The organism is Acinetobacter soli (genome assembly GCF_018139125.1).
In the GTDB taxonomy this organism is placed as follows: Bacteria; Pseudomonadota; Gammaproteobacteria; order Pseudomonadales; family Moraxellaceae; genus Acinetobacter; species Acinetobacter soli.
This window is the reverse complement of record NZ_CP073241.1, coordinates 589,444-605,221: the sequence shown is the minus strand read 5'-3', so window position 1 is coordinate 605,221 and position 15,778 is coordinate 589,444. Positions and strand designations below refer to the sequence as shown.

Here is a 15,778-nt window from a genome sequence, read left to right as displayed (position 1 = left end):
CTATTTACGCAATTTAAAAGTTGATTCAAGAGACTCAATTTGAGCTTGTATATGATCGAGTCGTTTCATGACTTGGGTCAATGGCACATCTGCTAATTGTCTAAAGCGAACAATTGTACGTTTCCAATGATGATTGTCCAAAAGACCTGTACCTGAAGAATAAGTTCCGGCTTCAGAAATACTTTTTGTGACCATTGACATTCCCGTTAACGTCACATTATCTGCAATGTTGATGTGACCTACCACACCACAGGCACCCGCAAGGATACAGTTTTTGCCAATTGTGGTACTGCCTGCAATCCCGCAATTGGCTGCAATTGCAGTATTCGCACCGATATGCACGTTATGAGCGATTTGCACAAGATTATCAATAATCACGCCATCTTCAATAATAGTGTCATCAAGTGCCCCGCGATCGATACAGCAATTTGAACCAATACGCACATCATTACCGATTCGAACTTTGCCTAATTGCACAATACGGTGCCATCGACCCTGATATGGTGCAAAACCAAATCCTTCCCCGCCAATCACGGTATTGGCATGGATACGTACACGATCCAAAATTGTGGTGCCTTCAAGCAAAGAAACATGTGAATCGATCATACAATTATGACCAACAGATACATTATCTGCCAACACAGTATGAGAAAGAATAACGGTATTTTCACCAATCTTGCAGTCTTCACCAATGACTACATAATGGCCGATATAGACATTTTCAGGAACAACGACTGATGGATGTATTTGAACCGTCGCTTCAATTCCAGTTTGCGTATGCTTTTTTTCAAAAACATGCGTCAATTTAGCAAATGCCAGATAGGGATTATCCACAACAATAAAATTCTGATGCTGTGTCAGCTTTTCTTTCAACTCTTGCTGAACAATGAGTGCACCGGCCTGTGTGGAAATTGCAGCATCAAGATACTTTTCTCCATTCACAAAGGCAATGTGTTGGTTATCTGCATGCTCAAGGCTTGCCAAACCCGACAATTTCAGTGCTGCATCACCAAAAAGCTCACCTTGTACAAGATGAGCCAATGTTTCTAAAGAATATTGATGAACTTTCATGGATTATTTAATTGCATTCACTTTTTGAATCATTTTGTCAGTTAAATCATCTTTTGTATCCGATGCGATCACTGCATTTTTATTCAATACATAATCCAGATTATTCTCTTTTCTGAGTTGCTCAGCCGCTTGTTTGACACGTGCTTCAAAGGTGTTGTTCATATTCTGCAACCCACCCTGAACTTTGGTCTGCAAGCTTTGCTGGGTTGAATTGAACTCACTTAATTTGGCCTGATACTGTTGATTCAGCTTTTGAATATCAGCTTCTTTCATACTCCGCCCTTCAGTTTCAGCTTTTTGGCGAAGCGCATCAAGCTCTTTACCCAACTGTTCTAAACGCGTTGTACTTGGCTTTACCGACTGGTTCAAATTTGCATTTTGCTGTTTTAGATAGGTGCTGTTATCGACTACGCGAGCCAGATCAACCACTCCAATACTAGCAGCATGTGTAAGACCCGATGATGCAATACCGAGAACCAGTAAAATTTTGTTCATTTTATTCATAACTGTTCCTTAATCAGGAAAACATACAGATCAAAAGTGAACCGTACTTTAGAAAGTACGGCCAATTTCAAATTGGATCGATTGTGTATCGTCACCATCTTTTTTGTTAAGTGGGTATGCATAACTCAAAGATAATGGACCAATCATCGTAATCCACGTAAAGCCTACACCCACACTATATCTGAGGTTACCCAGATCGAAGCCGTAGTTATCTTCACAATACTTCTTGGCATCTACACCATTAATCGAATATTTCCCAGATGGAAGATCACATTTGGTGTCAAAAACTTGACCGCCTTCAGCAAAGATCACTGGTCTGAACTGACGCGCCCAGTCACCTTTAAACGGTACAGGGAGTGCAAGCTCTGTACCAAACTGCACCAGTGCATTACCACCGACTGCTTCCCAATCAGGATCAGTCTTACCAGATTCTTGATAAACAACACCCGGATAACGCGGACCTAATGTGCTACTTTCGAAACCACGTACCGAACCGTAACCACCAGCAAAGAAGTTTTTATAGAATGGTAAATCATTGCCATAACCAAGTTTACCGTAGCCTCTGAGTACAAAGTCTTTTCCTAGTGGGAAATAGGCTTGCGTATCGTATGATAACTTCTGGTAATCGACGTCACTACCCGGCAAACCTACTTCAAGGTTGACACGATGTGACGTACCTGAGGTTGGTAAAATCGGACGATTCAGCGTGTTGTATGACCATCCTAAGTTGAGGATATAAGTGAGATAGTCACCCTCAAATTGAGAGTCATAAGTAACCGTCGATCCTGCAGGACACGTAAAGTTATTCGCTTCGGTCAGATCAACAGTACAATATGTCGATGTACCTGTCGTTTTTCCGCCATTCGCCAATAAGTAATCACGTACATAAGTAGAGACATACGGGCCAGTTTTTACTTTAGTCGAATCAATACCCAAAGATGCACTTAAGCTTTGATTTTCATCAATTGGATAACCAAATGACAAACTACCACCAAAACTATCCGTGACATAGTTATTAACAGTGTATTCGTCGTTGAGTTTGGTTTTACGGTAGTAAAGGTTGTAACCACGACTTACACCATCAATGGTAAAGTAAGGGTCTGTAACACTTAAGTTGTAATAGTCTTGAGTTTGCGAACGAGTCAAGTCAAGTGCAAAACGATTCCCCGTACCGAGCAAGTTGGTTTGACTTAAACCTGCTTGGAAGGTAATACCTGCACTTTGAGAATAACCTACAGCTAAGGTTGTAGAACCTGAATGCTGCTCTTCTACATTGACATTAAGATCAACTTCATCTGGTGAGTTTGGTACACGAACTGGCTTAATATCAACTGTTTTGAAGAAGCCTGTACGCTCCAGACGCACTTTTGAAAGGTCAATTTTTTCGTTACTTGCAAGTGCGCCTTCCATCTGACGCATTTCGCGGCGCAATACATCATCAGCGGTTTTAGTATTCCCCGTAATATTGATACGACGAACTTTAACCTGCTGACCCGGGTTGATATAGTAATTAAGATCAACCACACCGGTTTCATTATTGATTTGCGGAACAACATTCACTTCTGCAAAGTAATAACCAGCATTACCGTATTTACGCAAAAGCAATTGCTTAACAGCATTTACTTTCTCTTGCGAGTAAGTATCACCGTCTTTATAGATTTTGAGAGCTTCTAACTCTTGTGGCTGATAAAGCGCATCGCCAAGAAACTTGGTTTGACCAAATTTAAACTGACTGCCTTCGGTAACAGATACTTCAACAAAAATTTTTTTCTTGTCTTCGCTGATATTTAACTGAGAGTTATTAATATTGAAATTAATATACCCTTTGTTTAAATAAAGCGCGCGCAGTGATTCAAGACTTGCCGCCATTTTCTCACGTGCATAACGATCATTACGCGTAACAATTGAAGACCAGCCGCTCTCTTTAATGGCAAAGGCTTGCTTGATATCACTGTCACTAAATACAGTATTACCAATCAGATTGATTTCGACAACTTTAGCAGGCTTTCCTTCATAGAAATCCAGCTTTAAAGCAACACGGTTATTTGGCTGCGCGATGGTCTCAACTTTGATGTCTGCATCATAGCGACCTTGCTGGGCATATTGCTGCTCAAGTTCCGTTTCAATGGTCTGCAGTGCTGAGCTTTTAAGCACATCACCTTCAACCACACCCATTTTTTTCAGACCTTCAGTCAAGGCCTCTTTAGGAATGAGCTTATTGCCTTTAAATTCAATTTTAGAGATGACTGGCCGTTCAACCACTCTAAAGGTGAGGACATCGTTTTGCTTATAGGTTTTGATGTCATCGAAAAGACCCGTTGCATACAATGTACGAATGGCATCGGCAATCGTAGGATCATCAACACGATCCCCACTGTTAATCGGTAACATATTGTAAACATTTGAAGGTGTAAGACGGACTAAGCCTTCTATTTTTACTTCGCGTGCAATGAAACCATTTGCTGCATATGCTTGTTGTACCGCTGCCATAGCACTAACAAGTGCCAAAGGCATTAATAAATGTGTGTGCCGCATGCCAGTTTTTTCCAGTAAGTTAATTTTTCCATATCAGCGTTTATAGACGCATAAAATCATTAAAAAGCGCTAAAAGCATCATGCTACCGAGCAGTACCATACCAATTTTTAGACCGAACATTTGTATTTGTTCGGAAACAGGTTTACCGCGTATGGCTTCAATAAAGTAATAAACCAAATGTCCTCCATCCAGCATAGGAATCGGCAGCAAGTTTAAAATCCCCAAACTCACACTCATGAGAGCCATAAAAGAGATAAATGTTTGCCAGCCCATTTCTGCGCTTTGACCTGCAACTTTAGCAATTGTAATCGGACCCGATAAATTCTCAAGACCAATCAAACCACGAACCATTTTCACAATGGAATTCAATATCATGCCAGAGATTTGCACGGTCTTATCAACAGCCATACCCATTGCCTGGATAGGAGTATATTGAATTAACTGCTTATATTCAGCAGGAATCGTTACCTTACCAGGATTACTTTGAACACCCAGCATTCCTGTAACATTACCCATACTGTCACGTTTACCTTGTGGCATCACTTGTAAATGAACAAGCTGCCCCTCGCGTAAGACATCTATATTAAGCAATTTCTCAGGTGATTTTTGAACAATATCGACCACATCGAACCAATCGTTCATCTTTAAGCCGTTTATACTTAAAATACGATCTCCAACCTTCATCCCCTGACGTATTGCAGCACCATCCTCACTCAACTGATGAATGACTGCTGGCATGGCGGGACGATACGGCAGAAAACCAAGTACATCAAGCGCTGATTGGCTCTGATTTTTCAAAAAATCTTGTATCGGCAAATTTACCGTTTTATCTGTACCTTGATCATTGACCATGACACGGATTTGACCCGTTTCACCTGCACGATCAACCAGTGCAAAATTTAGACGCTCCCAAGTAGGTGTTTCTTTACCATCGACAGATACAACTTGATCACCTGCTTTTAATCCCATTTCGGCTGCAGGTGTATTGGGAATAACTTTCCCAATTCGCGTATTGAGCTGTTCTTGTGAAGGTAAAAAGAGAATCCAAAACAAAACCACAGCAAACAGTAGGTTAATCAAAGGGCCTGCCGCGACAATTGCAATCCGTTTCCATGGCGATTGACGATTAAACGCATACGGCAAGTCAGCCTCGGCAACATTACCTTCACGCTCATCAAGCATCTTGACATATCCACCGAGCGGCAACGCCGAAAGCTGATACTGTATGCCCGATTTTTTAGACGTCCATTTAAGTAATGTTGGCCCAAAACCAATTGAATAGACCAACACTTTCACGCCAAGTTTTCGGGCCACCCAGTAATGACCAAACTCATGTATCGCAATAAGAGGACCTAGCAGCAATATTGCAGCGATGACAATATACAATACACTCATCTTTCTAGCCTCTGATCTGTTGGATGTAACGACCTGCAACCTGTCGTGCTACAGCATCGATCTCTAGAACATGCTCAATACTGGTTGCCTTATCATTTTGCACGTGATTCAGCACATGCTCAACCACTTCCGGTATCGAAGTGAATTTTATTTTATGATTTAAAAATGCCTCAACTGCAATTTCATTGGCTGCATTAAGTATACATGGCGCCAAACCACCAGATCGCATCGCTTCTCTGGCAAGCGTTAAGGAAGGAAACTTTTGTGTATCAGGCTGTCTAAAATTCAACTGCGCGTGAGCAAAGACATCCAGAGCTGGGACATCTGTTGCTATACGCTCAGGCCACGCCAGTGCATGCGCAATTGGTGTACACATATCTGGATTCCCCATTTGCGCTAACGTAGAACCATCTACATATTGAACCATGGAGTGAATAATACTTTGTGGATGAACGACAACTGTAACAAAATGTTCAGAAATTGAAAACAAATGACAGGCTTCGATTAATTCAAGCCCTTTATTCATGAGTGTAGCGGAATCAACAGAAATTTTTTGTCCCATTGACCAGTTTGGATGTTTACATGCTTGTTGCGGAGTTACTTGTGACAACAAATCATCTGGATAATCCAGAAATGGCCCACCCGATGCAGTCAATAAAATTTGAGATACACCAAGCTGAGGAGATCCTGTTGGGGACAGACTCAAGTAATTATGTGGTAAAGACTGAAAAATCGCATTGTGTTCTGAATCGACAGGCAACAACAAGGCACGATGTTCGCGAGCAGCCTGCATCATGATATCACCAGACATCACCAGCGATTCTTTGTTTGCAAGCAATACACGCTTACCTGCCTTAACTGCTGCGAGTGTTGGCAGCAAACCCGCCGCACCTACAATCGCCGCCATCACAATGTCTACGTCCGGAGCAGAAGTCACACTGATCAAACCTTCAGATCCGACCCGAATCTCAATGTGTTCAAGTTGAGCATCGATAAAAAGCTGCTTAAGCTGAACAAATTTTTCAGCAGGAATCACCACAACTTGAGGATTTACCCGTTTGCATATCGCCAGTAGTTCATCAATTCGACTATATGCGGTAACGGCATACACTGAATATTGATCTGGATGCTGCTCTAAAACTCTTAAAGTGCTTTGTCCAATCGAACCGGTCACACCCAATATACAAACAGATTGTGTCATTTATAAATCTACACCAATGAGCTTCAATAGATAAATTCCTGCAGCAAAAACAGGAGCAGCAGCCAACAATGAATCAATTCGGTCGAGTACACCACCATGACCTGGCAAAATACGTCCTGAATCCTTGATTCCCGCTCGACGCTTAATCATGGATTCAAACAAATCACCTAAAACAGAGGCAAATACAGTCAATAAAGATAGAATCAGAAAAAGAATATGTTGTGCAAGGGATAGATCTAGATAAAAGAACTCAACCACAATAATCACGACAACCGTGATCACTACACCACCAATCAACCCCTCGATTGATTTATTTGGACTGACCGTTGGTGCAAGTTTTCGCTTACCAAATTTACGCCCAACAAAGTAAGCACCAGTATCTGCACCCCAAACTAGAAGAAATAGATACATCAACCACCACGGAGATGCTTTCCATACCTCAAAGATCGCAGTGACAGCAGCACTCACCAGAATTAGACCAAGTATATACAATGTCGCGTTGTACCAGCCATCGTACTCCGGATAAGATTTCACCCAGAAGCTACTCACCAACCATGTCAAAATGGATGCCGACCATAGTAAGAGTGCCACGTCATTATAAAATAACGCCAGCCCTGCAATCAGTGCAACTACAGCACCATAGCACCATGCTTTAGGCTTGACCACATGTGGTGTGGTTCTTGGCATAAGCTTGAACCACTCATAGCCTGCAACACCTGCCGCTAAGATCATCAATCCAAACATAGGATAATGCGATTGGGTAGCAAACATGCAGATCAGCACCACTGCCACTAACACCAACGCGGTTAGGATCCGCTCTAACATTATTAATTCTCAATTTTATCTTGTTGGATTTGCTCTGATGTTTTACCAAAACGGCGTTCACGGCCAGCAAAAACATCTAATGCGTGGTCGAACTCTTGAGTTGAAAACTCTGGCCACAATGTTTCTGTAAAGTAAAGCTCTGCGTAGGCAGCCTGCCAAAGCAAAAAGTTAGACAAACGATAATCGCCTCCAGTTCGAATCAATAAATCGACTGGTGGAAGCTCGTTCAGACTAACATACTGACCAAATAAGGAAGCGTCAATTTGCCCAATATCCAGATGACCCGTGTGTACATCACTGGCAATTTGTTTTGCCGCCTCTGCAATGTCCCACATCCCACCATAGCTCACAGCAATGGTTAGCGTCATGGAGCTAAAACTTGCTGTTTCTTGCTCTGCACTTCGCATAAGATCACGTAAATGAGGAGATAACCGCGAACGATCACCAATAAACTGCAACTGAATATTGAATTTACGCATGCGAGGCAATTGCTCATGAATCGCCTCCTCGAGAAGCTTCATCAGCAAATCGACTTCAATTTGCGGACGATTCCAATTTTCACTCGAAAAAGCAAAGACCGTTAAGGCCTGAATTCCTCTTGAACGGCAATGCTCAACAATCGGGTCTAAACTATTTTTACCCTCTCGATGACCATCTCCTTTTTGCATTTGATTTTTTTTGGCAAAACGGTTGTTGCCATCCATAATGATGGCAACATGTTTTGGAAGATGGTGCTCTTCTAATAAGGTCATAAAAACTTAGACCTTCATCAATTCTGCTTCTTTTGCTGCCAAACGCTTATCAACTTCAGCAACATATTTATCGGTAATTTTTTGAATATCATCACCTGCACGGCGCTCATCATCTTCAGAAATTTCTTTTTCTTTCAACAATGCTTTGATATCACCAAGTACATCACGACGAATATTACGGATCGCGACTTTGGCATTTTCAGCTTCTGTACGTGCAACTTTTTGCATGTCACGACGTGTTTCTTCAGTCAAAGCGGGTAACGGCACACGAATCGCGTCTGCAGTGATTGGGTTTAAACCCAAGTCGCTTTCACGAATCGCTTTGTCAATTGCAGATACCATCGTACGTTCAAATGGCTGAACAATAAGCGTACGTGAATCTTCAACACCCACGTTTGCAACCTGATTAAGAGGCACATCTGAACCATAGTAAGGAACCATGACACCATTTAAAATTGATGGATGTGCACGACCTGTACGAACTTTTGCAAAACCTTGCTCTAGCGATTCTAGAGTTTTTTGCATACGCTGTTCGCTGTCTTGTTTGAGATCGTTAATCATATGATCTTCCTTACTTATTCATTCAAAAAGTGTAAAACTAAATTAGTGGGCTAGTATAAAGAGCTTTAAAGGCGCCGTCATCTGTTGGTGACGTGGGTTCCTTCTTTTTCACCCATGATAACCGACAATAATGCACCTGGCTTATTCATATCGAATACTTGTAACGGCACATTATGATCACGGCATAAGCAAATCGCAGTCAAATCCATTACACCGAGTTTTTCGTCAAGCACCTGATCAAAGCTCAATTGATCGTACTTAACAGCATCATCGTATTTACTTGGATCTTTATTATAAACACCATCAACTTTTGTGGCTTTTAAAATAAGATTAGCTTCAATCTCAATACCGCGCAAACATGCAGCTGTATCCGTTGTAAAAAATGGATTTCCGGTACCTGCTACAAATACACAGACTTCACCCTGACCCAAATAACGAATTGCATCACGACTTGAGTATGGTTCTACCACAGTACCAATCGACAAAGCAGACATCAAACGAGTTTTAATGTTACGGCGTACTAGTGCATCGCGCATCGCTAGACCATTCATGACCGTCGCCAGCATGCCCATTTGATCGCCAGTTACACGGCCTACCAAACCATCTTTTTGCAATTGACTGCCACGGTATAGGTTACCACCACCAACCACGATACCAACCTGCACACCCAAGCCGACCAAGTGTGCAATCGATAAAGACATTTGATCGAGCACTTGAGCATCGATTCCCATATCTTTATTGCCTGACAATGCTTCGCCCGACAGCTTTAACAAAATTCGTGAATAACGAGGACTGTTCGTATCAGCCATAATTATGCTCCAAAATGCGATGTTTAAATTGAATTCTGTTTGTTAACGCGCAACTAAGCTGCTTTGATCTTGATCAGCTTGGCATATAAGTCATATTCGTCAGCGTCGGTAATTTCCACTTCCAGCAACTGGCCAGGCTGAATCATGGACTTATCAATATCTTCGACAAATACGTTTCCATCGATTTCAGGTGCATCAGCATAAGAGCGAGCCACTGCTACTGGAAATTCATCTTCAAGATCATCCACCAAAACAGTCATGGTTTGACCGATACGCTTTTGCAATTTGGCAGCCGAAATTTCTTGCTGAACTTGCATAAAACGCTCGTAACGATCTTGTTTAATCTCTTCTGGAACATGATCTGGCAAATCGTTTGCTGTCGCACCTTCAACAGGTGAATAGGTAAAGCAACCTACGCGATCGAGCTGGGCCTCTTTAAGCCATTCTAATAAAATTTGGAAATCTTCTTCAGTTTCACCCGGGAAACCGACTACAAAGGTTGATCGAATGACGAGATCCGGGCATTTTTCACGCCATACTTTTAAACGCTCTAAAGTATTTTCACTATGGGCTGGTCGCTTCATCAATTTTAAGATGCGCGGACTGGCGTGCTGAAAAGGAATATCTAAATACGGCAAAATTTTGCCTTGAGCCATCAAATCAATTACGGCATCGACATGCGGATACGGATAAACATAATGTAAGCGTACCCAGATACCCATCTGACCCAAGGCTTCACACATGTCGTAAAATTTGGTTTTTACAGGTTGACCGTTCCAGAAATCAAGCTTGTATTTGGTATCGACACCATAAGCAGACGTATCTTGTGAGATCACCAAAACTTCTTTAACGCCAGAACGCTTAAGCGCTGCGGCCTCTTCAAGCACCGATCCAACTGGACGCGATACTAAATCACCACGCATACTTGGAATGATACAAAAGGTACAACGATGATTACAGCCTTCTGAAATCTTCAAGTACGCATAATGCTTTGGTGTAAGACGAATACCTTGCTCTGGAACTAAATCGATAAACGGGTTATGTTTAGGCGGCGCAGGCACATACTCGTGTACCGCTTCCATCACATCTTGATAGGCTGCTGCACCAGTGACTTTAAGCACATTTGGGTGCATTTGACGGATTTTGTCTTCGTCTTTACCCAAGCATCCTGTCACAATTACACGGCCATTTTCATTCATGGCTTCGCCAATCGCATCTAATGACTCTTGTACTGCAGATTCAATGAAACCACAGGTATTCACAACAACTAAATCTGCACCATCGTAATTTGATGCTACTTCATAACCTTCAGTACGCAACTGAGTTAAAATTCGTTCAGAATCTACCAATGCCTTAGGACAACCTAAAGATACAAAACCGACTTTGGGGGATTTCATGAATCTGCACTCCACTAGAATCCGCGTATTGTATGATGTTTCTGAAAAGAAAAACAGGTCGATTCATTAACGATTCATTAGCGCACCAAAATAATTCATAAAAATTTATATTTTCATCAAAATGCACCAATTAAAGGCATAATTACAGATCATCACGCTAAGAATGTGTTAAAAAAATTCACTAATAGACCATGTAGCACATTTTTAACTCAAAAATATTGCTATTGCACTTTAATTGGCAAAGTTGGCGTGCATTTTGCTTCGGATATATCTCATAACAAGGACAGATATTTTTTAACAAGATGCCATTGCGCCATTTTAAAACAGGATACTTCCGCTAATGGATCACCAACCGACTATCGACTACCGACTTTTAGTGGACAATATGACCACTGCTATTTTATTGGTCGATAGCAATCTGAATGTGTTTTATTTGAACTCATCCTGTGAAGCACTATTCGACATCAGCCTATTAAGGGCTGCCGGTCAACCTGCCATTAACTTAATGCATGCACCTGATGATACCTTTAATACCTACGAGGCGCTTTTAAACACCCTGAATTCTGGGCAGCATTATACGCGGCGTGAAGCGGTAATTAATGTCAATTTCAAAGACATTCATGTCGACTACACCGTTTCACAGCTCAATACCGGCAAACCGTATCATCCATTGCTATTGATCGAGTTAAATCCGATTGATCGGATGCTGAAAATTTCTAAAGAAGAAAACTTTATTCAGCAACATCAAGTTGCACGGCAACTGATTCGTGGCGTTGCTCACGAAATCAAAAATCCGCTTGGTGGTATTCGCGGCGCAACTCAACTTCTGGCACGTAGTCTTAACGATCCGAAATACGAAGAGTTTACCGATATTATTATCAGCGAAGTGGATCGTCTTCGAAATCTGGCCGATACCATGCTGGGTTCGAGACAGCTACCAAGTTATGAAGATGTCAATGTGCACGAACCTTTAGAGCGTGTGCGCTCACTGATAGTCAATCAAACCAAAAAGAAAATTAAGATTACGCGCGACTACGATCTTTCACTGCCAGATGTCAAAGCAGATCGCGATCAACTCATTCAAGTCATGCTGAATATTAGTGTAAATGCCATTCAAGCCATGACAGAAAATAAGGAATTTTTCGTTGAAGAAGCGCCACATTTATCTTTACGTACGCGTATTCAACGACTAGTGACCATTAATGGGGTATTAAATCGCTCAGCCATTCGAATTGATATAGAAGACAATGGCCCGGGTATTCCGCAAGATATTATTGAATCTGTATTTTACCCACTGGTTACTGGGCGCGCCAAAGGCACAGGACTGGGCTTGAGTATTGCTCAAAATATTATGCATCAACACAACGGGATGATTGAATGCCAATCTGTACCCGGAAAAACTGTATTTAGCTTATATCTACCTTGGGAGACAGACCATGTCGCGAAATAAAATATGGGTAATTGACGACGATCGCGCCATGCGCTGGGTCTTAGAGAAAACCTTTAAAGAAGAAGGTTTTGATGTCACCAGTTTTGAAGAAGCTCAGACTGCGCTTGACCAATTACTCGACGATGCACCGGATGTGATCTTAACCGATATCCGTATGCCAGGTATCGATGGCCTTACTTTTCTAGGTAAAGTCAAAAACAGCAATCCAGATTTACCTGTGATTATTATGACAGCGCATTCAGATCTTGAATCGGCTGTGTCTAGCTATCAAACGGGTGCTTTTGAATACTTACCTAAGCCATTTGATATCGATGAAGCTCTTGCACTGGTCAATCGTGCCATCTTGCATATCAATAAATTACAACAACAAGAAGCCAGCAAGTCAGCATCGGTTGCTCAATCAACTGAAATCATTGGCGAATCGCCTGCCATGCAGGAAGTATTCAGAGCAATTGGGCGCCTTTCTCAGTCGCATATCACTGTGTTGATCAATGGCGAATCGGGAACCGGAAAAGAACTGGTTGCACATGCACTGCATAAGCATTCGCCACGTAGCAGCAAACCCTTTATTGCGCTCAACATGGCCGCCATTCCAAAGGACTTAATTGAAACCGAGTTGTTCGGTCATGAAAAAGGTGCTTTCACTGGTGCCAATACACAGCGTCAAGGCCGCTTTGAACAGGCCAATGGTGGTACGTTATTTTTAGATGAAATTGGCGATATGCCATTTGAAACGCAAACACGACTACTTCGCGTACTTGCAGATGGCGAGTTTTATCGTGTAGGTGGCCATATTCCAGTTAAGGTCGATGTACGTATTGTTGCAGCAACGCATCAAGATCTAGAAAAACTGGTGAATGAAGGACGCTTCCGTGAAGACTTGTATCATCGTTTAAACGTGATTCGTATTCATATTCCTAAGCTGGCCCACCGCAGCGAAGACATTCCAATGCTAGCGCAGCACTTTCTTGCCCGAGCTGGAAAAGAGCTTGGGGTGAGTCCCAAGATTTTGCGTACCGAAACAACTGACTATATGCAGCAACTGCCATGGCCAGGTAATGTGCGTCAGCTCGAAAATACGTGCCGCTGGTTGACGGTCATGATTACTGGTCGAGAAGTTTATCCGGAAGATTTACCTTCTGAACTCAAACAAATCCCGATCCAGAAATCAGCAGATACAAATATTGCGACACCAAACTTTGATCGCATTTCTCTACATCACTGGGATGAGCTACTAGGCCAATGGGCGATTCAAAAGCTCAAAAATGGTGAGATGAAAATTTTGGATATTGCCACGCCAATGTTCGAAAGAACACTCATTAACGCGGCACTGCAACAAACTCGTGGTCGAAAACGCCATGCTGCTGAGTTACTTGGCTGGGGTCGAAACACCCTCACCCGAAAGCTCAAAGAGCTCGGTATTGCGGCTGAAGACGACGTAGAAGAAGAATCTGAAATCTAAATACTTTAAAGTGAGAGTCACATGTGGGCTCTCACTTTAAAAACCTCTCAGCCCCTGCACCAGCCCCAAAAGCACAACATCAAACAATTTGTTATACTTAAATACACGATTAGTATTACCCTCCTTTTTTATGTCTAAACAGATGACACGACAAACCTGCCCGACAAAGTGCGATCTCCCCTTAACACGTCGGGGGCATGAGCGCTGGCTGGCTTTATTACTTAGTGCAACAGAACTGTTTCTTGAAAAAGGGTATGATGCGGTGTCCTTAGATGATGTCGTAAATCATGCAGGTGGATCGAAAGCCTCGATTTATAAATACTTTGGTAGTAAAGAAGGTTTGTTTACTGCGATTTGTGATTATCGTCGCGAACTGTTTTTCAAAAATATCTGTGCCTCTTACGACGCTCAACAGGATGATCTTCGTTCCTTTTTAACCAGCACCTTATATAACTTCTTTGCCAAAATTACCTGCACAGAAAATTCTGCTTTTATGCGTTTATTAATCGAGCAGTCACAGCGTAATCCAGATCTAGCCCTGTACTTGCACCAAAAAGGTCCAGAATATATTCAAAAATGCATTGCTGATGCACTGCAATATGCAGCAGAAAAAGGACAGATTGAGTGCAAAAAACCCTTAAATTCAGCCATGATGTACTTTGGTATCCTTCGAAATATTGAATGGAAGATTATTATGGGGGTTCCTTTAACGACCGATTGTGAGGACATTCACGAACACATCAATTATTGCGTTGATCTTTTTTTAAACGCGCACAAATTAAACTAATTTTTTTGCATTTTTTGTATCATATAGTATATTACTCGATTGTTTTTTTCGTTCACCAACCAGCAACTAATTGTTATAAAACAATTATTGTGGAGTAACCATGGCTCTACGGCACTTTCTTACTTTACGCGATCTTTCTTCTACTGAATTAAAGAATCTCCTTGATCGAGCAAGCGAACTAAAACGCCAGCAACACAATAATGAACTGTTTCAGCCATTTAAAGGTAAAGTGTTGGGAATGATTTTTGAGAAATCAAGCACACGAACTCGAATTTCATTTGAAGCAGGAATAGCTCAATTTGGTGGAAGTGCAATTTTTCTTTCACCACGTGATACACAACTAGGCCGTGGTGAACCGATCGAAGATTCTGCACGCGTTATTTCAAGCATGCTTGATATTGTCATGATTCGCACCTTTGGTCACGATGTTGTGCAGCGCTTTGCATCTTACTCTTCTGTCCCTGTGATCAATGGTCTGACAGATGATCATCATCCATGTCAGCTACTTGCAGATCTTCAAACCTATCAAGAACATCGTGGAAGTATTCAAGGCAAAACCGTTGCATGGATTGGCGACGGCAATAACATGTGTAATTCATATATTGAAGCTGCGCACATGATGGGCTTTAAATTAAAGGTTGGTGCACCTAAAGGTTATGAACCAAAACCTGAATTTATGGCTGAATTTGCGCACTGTGTTGAAGTATTTAATAATGCTGAAGATGCGGCTGTAAATGCAGATTTGATCGTGACCGACGTGTGGGCCAGCATGGGACAAGAAGAAGAACAAAAGTTACGTGAAGCAGCTTTTGCCGCATTTCAAGTCAATGAAAAACTGATGGAACTTGCTCATCCAGATTGTCTATTTATGCATTGCCTTCCGGCACATCGTGGTGAAGAAATTTCTGAACACATGCTCGATCATAAAAGCTCTGTGGTATGGGACGAAGCTGAAAACCGATTGCATGCACAAAAAGCATTGATGGAATTTTTATTGAATGAAAATTTAAAGCGATCTTAAGCATAAA

General features: G+C 41.8%; 14 protein-coding genes. 4 read left to right on the top strand and 10 right to left on the bottom strand.

Annotated elements, in window-relative coordinates:
• From lpxD to rimO, 10 genes are all read right to left on the bottom strand, one after another.
• Positions 1 to 1,071 carry a UDP-3-O-(3-hydroxymyristoyl)glucosamine N-acyltransferase gene (lpxD, locus tag KCV09_RS02720; protein WP_212515487.1) on the bottom strand — a complete coding sequence of 357 codons (1,071 nt, stop codon included), beginning with the start codon at positions 1,069 to 1,071 and terminating at the stop codon, positions 1 to 3.
• 3 nt (positions 1,072 to 1,074) lie between these two features.
• A complete protein-coding gene (locus KCV09_RS02715; RefSeq protein ID WP_151815218.1) occupies positions 1,075 to 1,575 on the bottom strand; it encodes an OmpH family outer membrane protein in 501 nt (166 codons plus the stop codon).
• 48 nt (positions 1,576 to 1,623) lie between these two features.
• The gene (bamA, locus tag KCV09_RS02710; protein ID WP_004936801.1) at positions 1,624 to 4,110 is read right to left on the bottom strand and encodes an outer membrane protein assembly factor BamA; all 2,487 of its coding nucleotides are present in this window, start codon (positions 4,108 to 4,110) and stop codon (positions 1,624 to 1,626) included.
• 40 nt (positions 4,111 to 4,150) lie between these two features.
• Positions 4,151 to 5,506: an RIP metalloprotease RseP gene (rseP, locus tag KCV09_RS02705; protein WP_004936798.1), complete on the bottom strand. Its 1,356-nt coding sequence runs from the start codon at positions 5,504 to 5,506 to the stop codon at positions 4,151 to 4,153.
• A gap of 4 nt (positions 5,507 to 5,510) precedes the next feature.
• Entirely contained in the window at positions 5,511 to 6,707 is a 1,197-nt protein-coding gene (gene ispC, locus KCV09_RS02700; RefSeq protein ID WP_212515486.1) for a 1-deoxy-D-xylulose-5-phosphate reductoisomerase, read from the bottom strand.
• On the bottom strand, positions 6,708 to 7,532 hold the full coding sequence (locus KCV09_RS02695) for a phosphatidate cytidylyltransferase (protein ID WP_004936791.1): 825 nt from the start codon (positions 7,530 to 7,532) through the stop codon (positions 6,708 to 6,710).
• A 2-nt stretch (positions 7,533 to 7,534) separates the two neighbouring features.
• Positions 7,535 to 8,284 carry a polyprenyl diphosphate synthase gene (gene uppS / locus KCV09_RS02690; protein ID WP_025094866.1) on the bottom strand — a complete coding sequence of 250 codons (750 nt, stop codon included), beginning with the start codon at positions 8,282 to 8,284 and terminating at the stop codon, positions 7,535 to 7,537.
• Positions 8,285 to 8,290: 6 nt separating this feature from the next.
• Positions 8,291 to 8,845: a ribosome recycling factor gene (gene frr / locus KCV09_RS02685; protein ID WP_004936784.1), complete on the bottom strand. Its 555-nt coding sequence runs from the start codon at positions 8,843 to 8,845 to the stop codon at positions 8,291 to 8,293.
• A 77-nt stretch (positions 8,846 to 8,922) separates the two neighbouring features.
• Positions 8,923 to 9,654 carry a UMP kinase gene (gene pyrH / locus KCV09_RS02680; protein ID WP_004936781.1) on the bottom strand — a complete coding sequence of 244 codons (732 nt, stop codon included), beginning with the start codon at positions 9,652 to 9,654 and terminating at the stop codon, positions 8,923 to 8,925.
• A gap of 53 nt (positions 9,655 to 9,707) precedes the next feature.
• Positions 9,708 to 11,051, bottom strand: coding sequence for a 30S ribosomal protein S12 methylthiotransferase RimO (gene rimO / locus KCV09_RS02675; protein ID WP_055414566.1), 1,344 nt, complete (start codon positions 11,049 to 11,051; stop codon positions 9,708 to 9,710).
• A 340-nt stretch (positions 11,052 to 11,391) separates the two neighbouring features.
• Between rimO and glnL the strand changes: the two genes are divergently transcribed.
• The 4 genes from glnL to argF all read left to right on the top strand — a co-directional run bounded on the left by glnL (position 11,392) and on the right by argF (position 15,771).
• Positions 11,392 to 12,501: a nitrogen regulation protein NR(II) gene (gene glnL, locus KCV09_RS02670; protein WP_004936777.1), complete on the top strand. Its 1,110-nt coding sequence runs from the start codon at positions 11,392 to 11,394 to the stop codon at positions 12,499 to 12,501.
• A complete protein-coding gene (gene glnG, locus KCV09_RS02665) occupies positions 12,488 to 13,963 on the top strand; it encodes a nitrogen regulation protein NR(I) (protein WP_004936774.1) in 1,476 nt (491 codons plus the stop codon). Before glnL ends, glnG begins: the two co-directional genes overlap by 14 nt.
• A 130-nt stretch (positions 13,964 to 14,093) precedes the next feature.
• Positions 14,094 to 14,750 (top strand): TetR/AcrR family transcriptional regulator, encoded by a 657-nt coding sequence (locus KCV09_RS02660; RefSeq protein WP_288378901.1) that lies wholly within the window; start codon positions 14,094 to 14,096, stop codon positions 14,748 to 14,750.
• A 100-nt stretch (positions 14,751 to 14,850) separates the two neighbouring features.
• Positions 14,851 to 15,771, top strand: coding sequence for an ornithine carbamoyltransferase (gene argF / locus KCV09_RS02655; protein WP_004936766.1), 921 nt, complete (start codon positions 14,851 to 14,853; stop codon positions 15,769 to 15,771).
• Positions 15,772 to 15,778: the final 7 nt, after the last annotated feature.

Excerpts from the sequence above, each read along its gene's own strand:
- lpxD (WP_212515487.1), bottom strand. The coding sequence starts at position 1,071 with ATGAAAGTTCATCAATATTCTTTAGAAACATTGGCTCATCTTGTACAA.
- KCV09_RS02715 (WP_151815218.1), bottom strand. The coding sequence starts at position 1,575 with ATGAATAAAATGAACAAAATTTTACTGGTTCTCGGTATTGCATCATCG.
- bamA (WP_004936801.1), bottom strand. The coding sequence starts at position 4,110 with ATGCGGCACACACATTTATTAATGCCTTTGGCACTTGTTAGTGCTATG.
- rseP (WP_004936798.1), bottom strand. The coding sequence starts at position 5,506 with ATGAGTGTATTGTATATTGTCATCGCTGCAATATTGCTGCTAGGTCCT.
- ispC (WP_212515486.1), bottom strand. The coding sequence starts at position 6,707 with ATGACACAATCTGTTTGTATATTGGGTGTGACCGGTTCGATTGGACAA.
- KCV09_RS02695 (WP_004936791.1), bottom strand. The coding sequence starts at position 7,532 with ATGTTAGAGCGGATCCTAACCGCGTTGGTGTTAGTGGCAGTGGTGCTG.
- uppS (WP_025094866.1), bottom strand. The coding sequence starts at position 8,284 with ATGACCTTATTAGAAGAGCACCATCTTCCAAAACATGTTGCCATCATT.
- frr (WP_004936784.1), bottom strand. The coding sequence starts at position 8,845 with ATGATTAACGATCTCAAACAAGACAGCGAACAGCGTATGCAAAAAACT.
- pyrH (WP_004936781.1), bottom strand. The coding sequence starts at position 9,654 with ATGGCTGATACGAACAGTCCTCGTTATTCACGAATTTTGTTAAAGCTG.
- rimO (WP_055414566.1), bottom strand. The coding sequence starts at position 11,051 with ATGAAATCCCCCAAAGTCGGTTTTGTATCTTTAGGTTGTCCTAAGGCA.
- glnL (WP_004936777.1), top strand. The coding sequence starts at position 11,392 with ATGGATCACCAACCGACTATCGACTACCGACTTTTAGTGGACAATATG.
- glnG (WP_004936774.1), top strand. The coding sequence starts at position 12,488 with ATGTCGCGAAATAAAATATGGGTAATTGACGACGATCGCGCCATGCGC.
- KCV09_RS02660 (WP_288378901.1), top strand. The coding sequence starts at position 14,094 with ATGTCTAAACAGATGACACGACAAACCTGCCCGACAAAGTGCGATCTC.
- argF (WP_004936766.1), top strand. The coding sequence starts at position 14,851 with ATGGCTCTACGGCACTTTCTTACTTTACGCGATCTTTCTTCTACTGAA.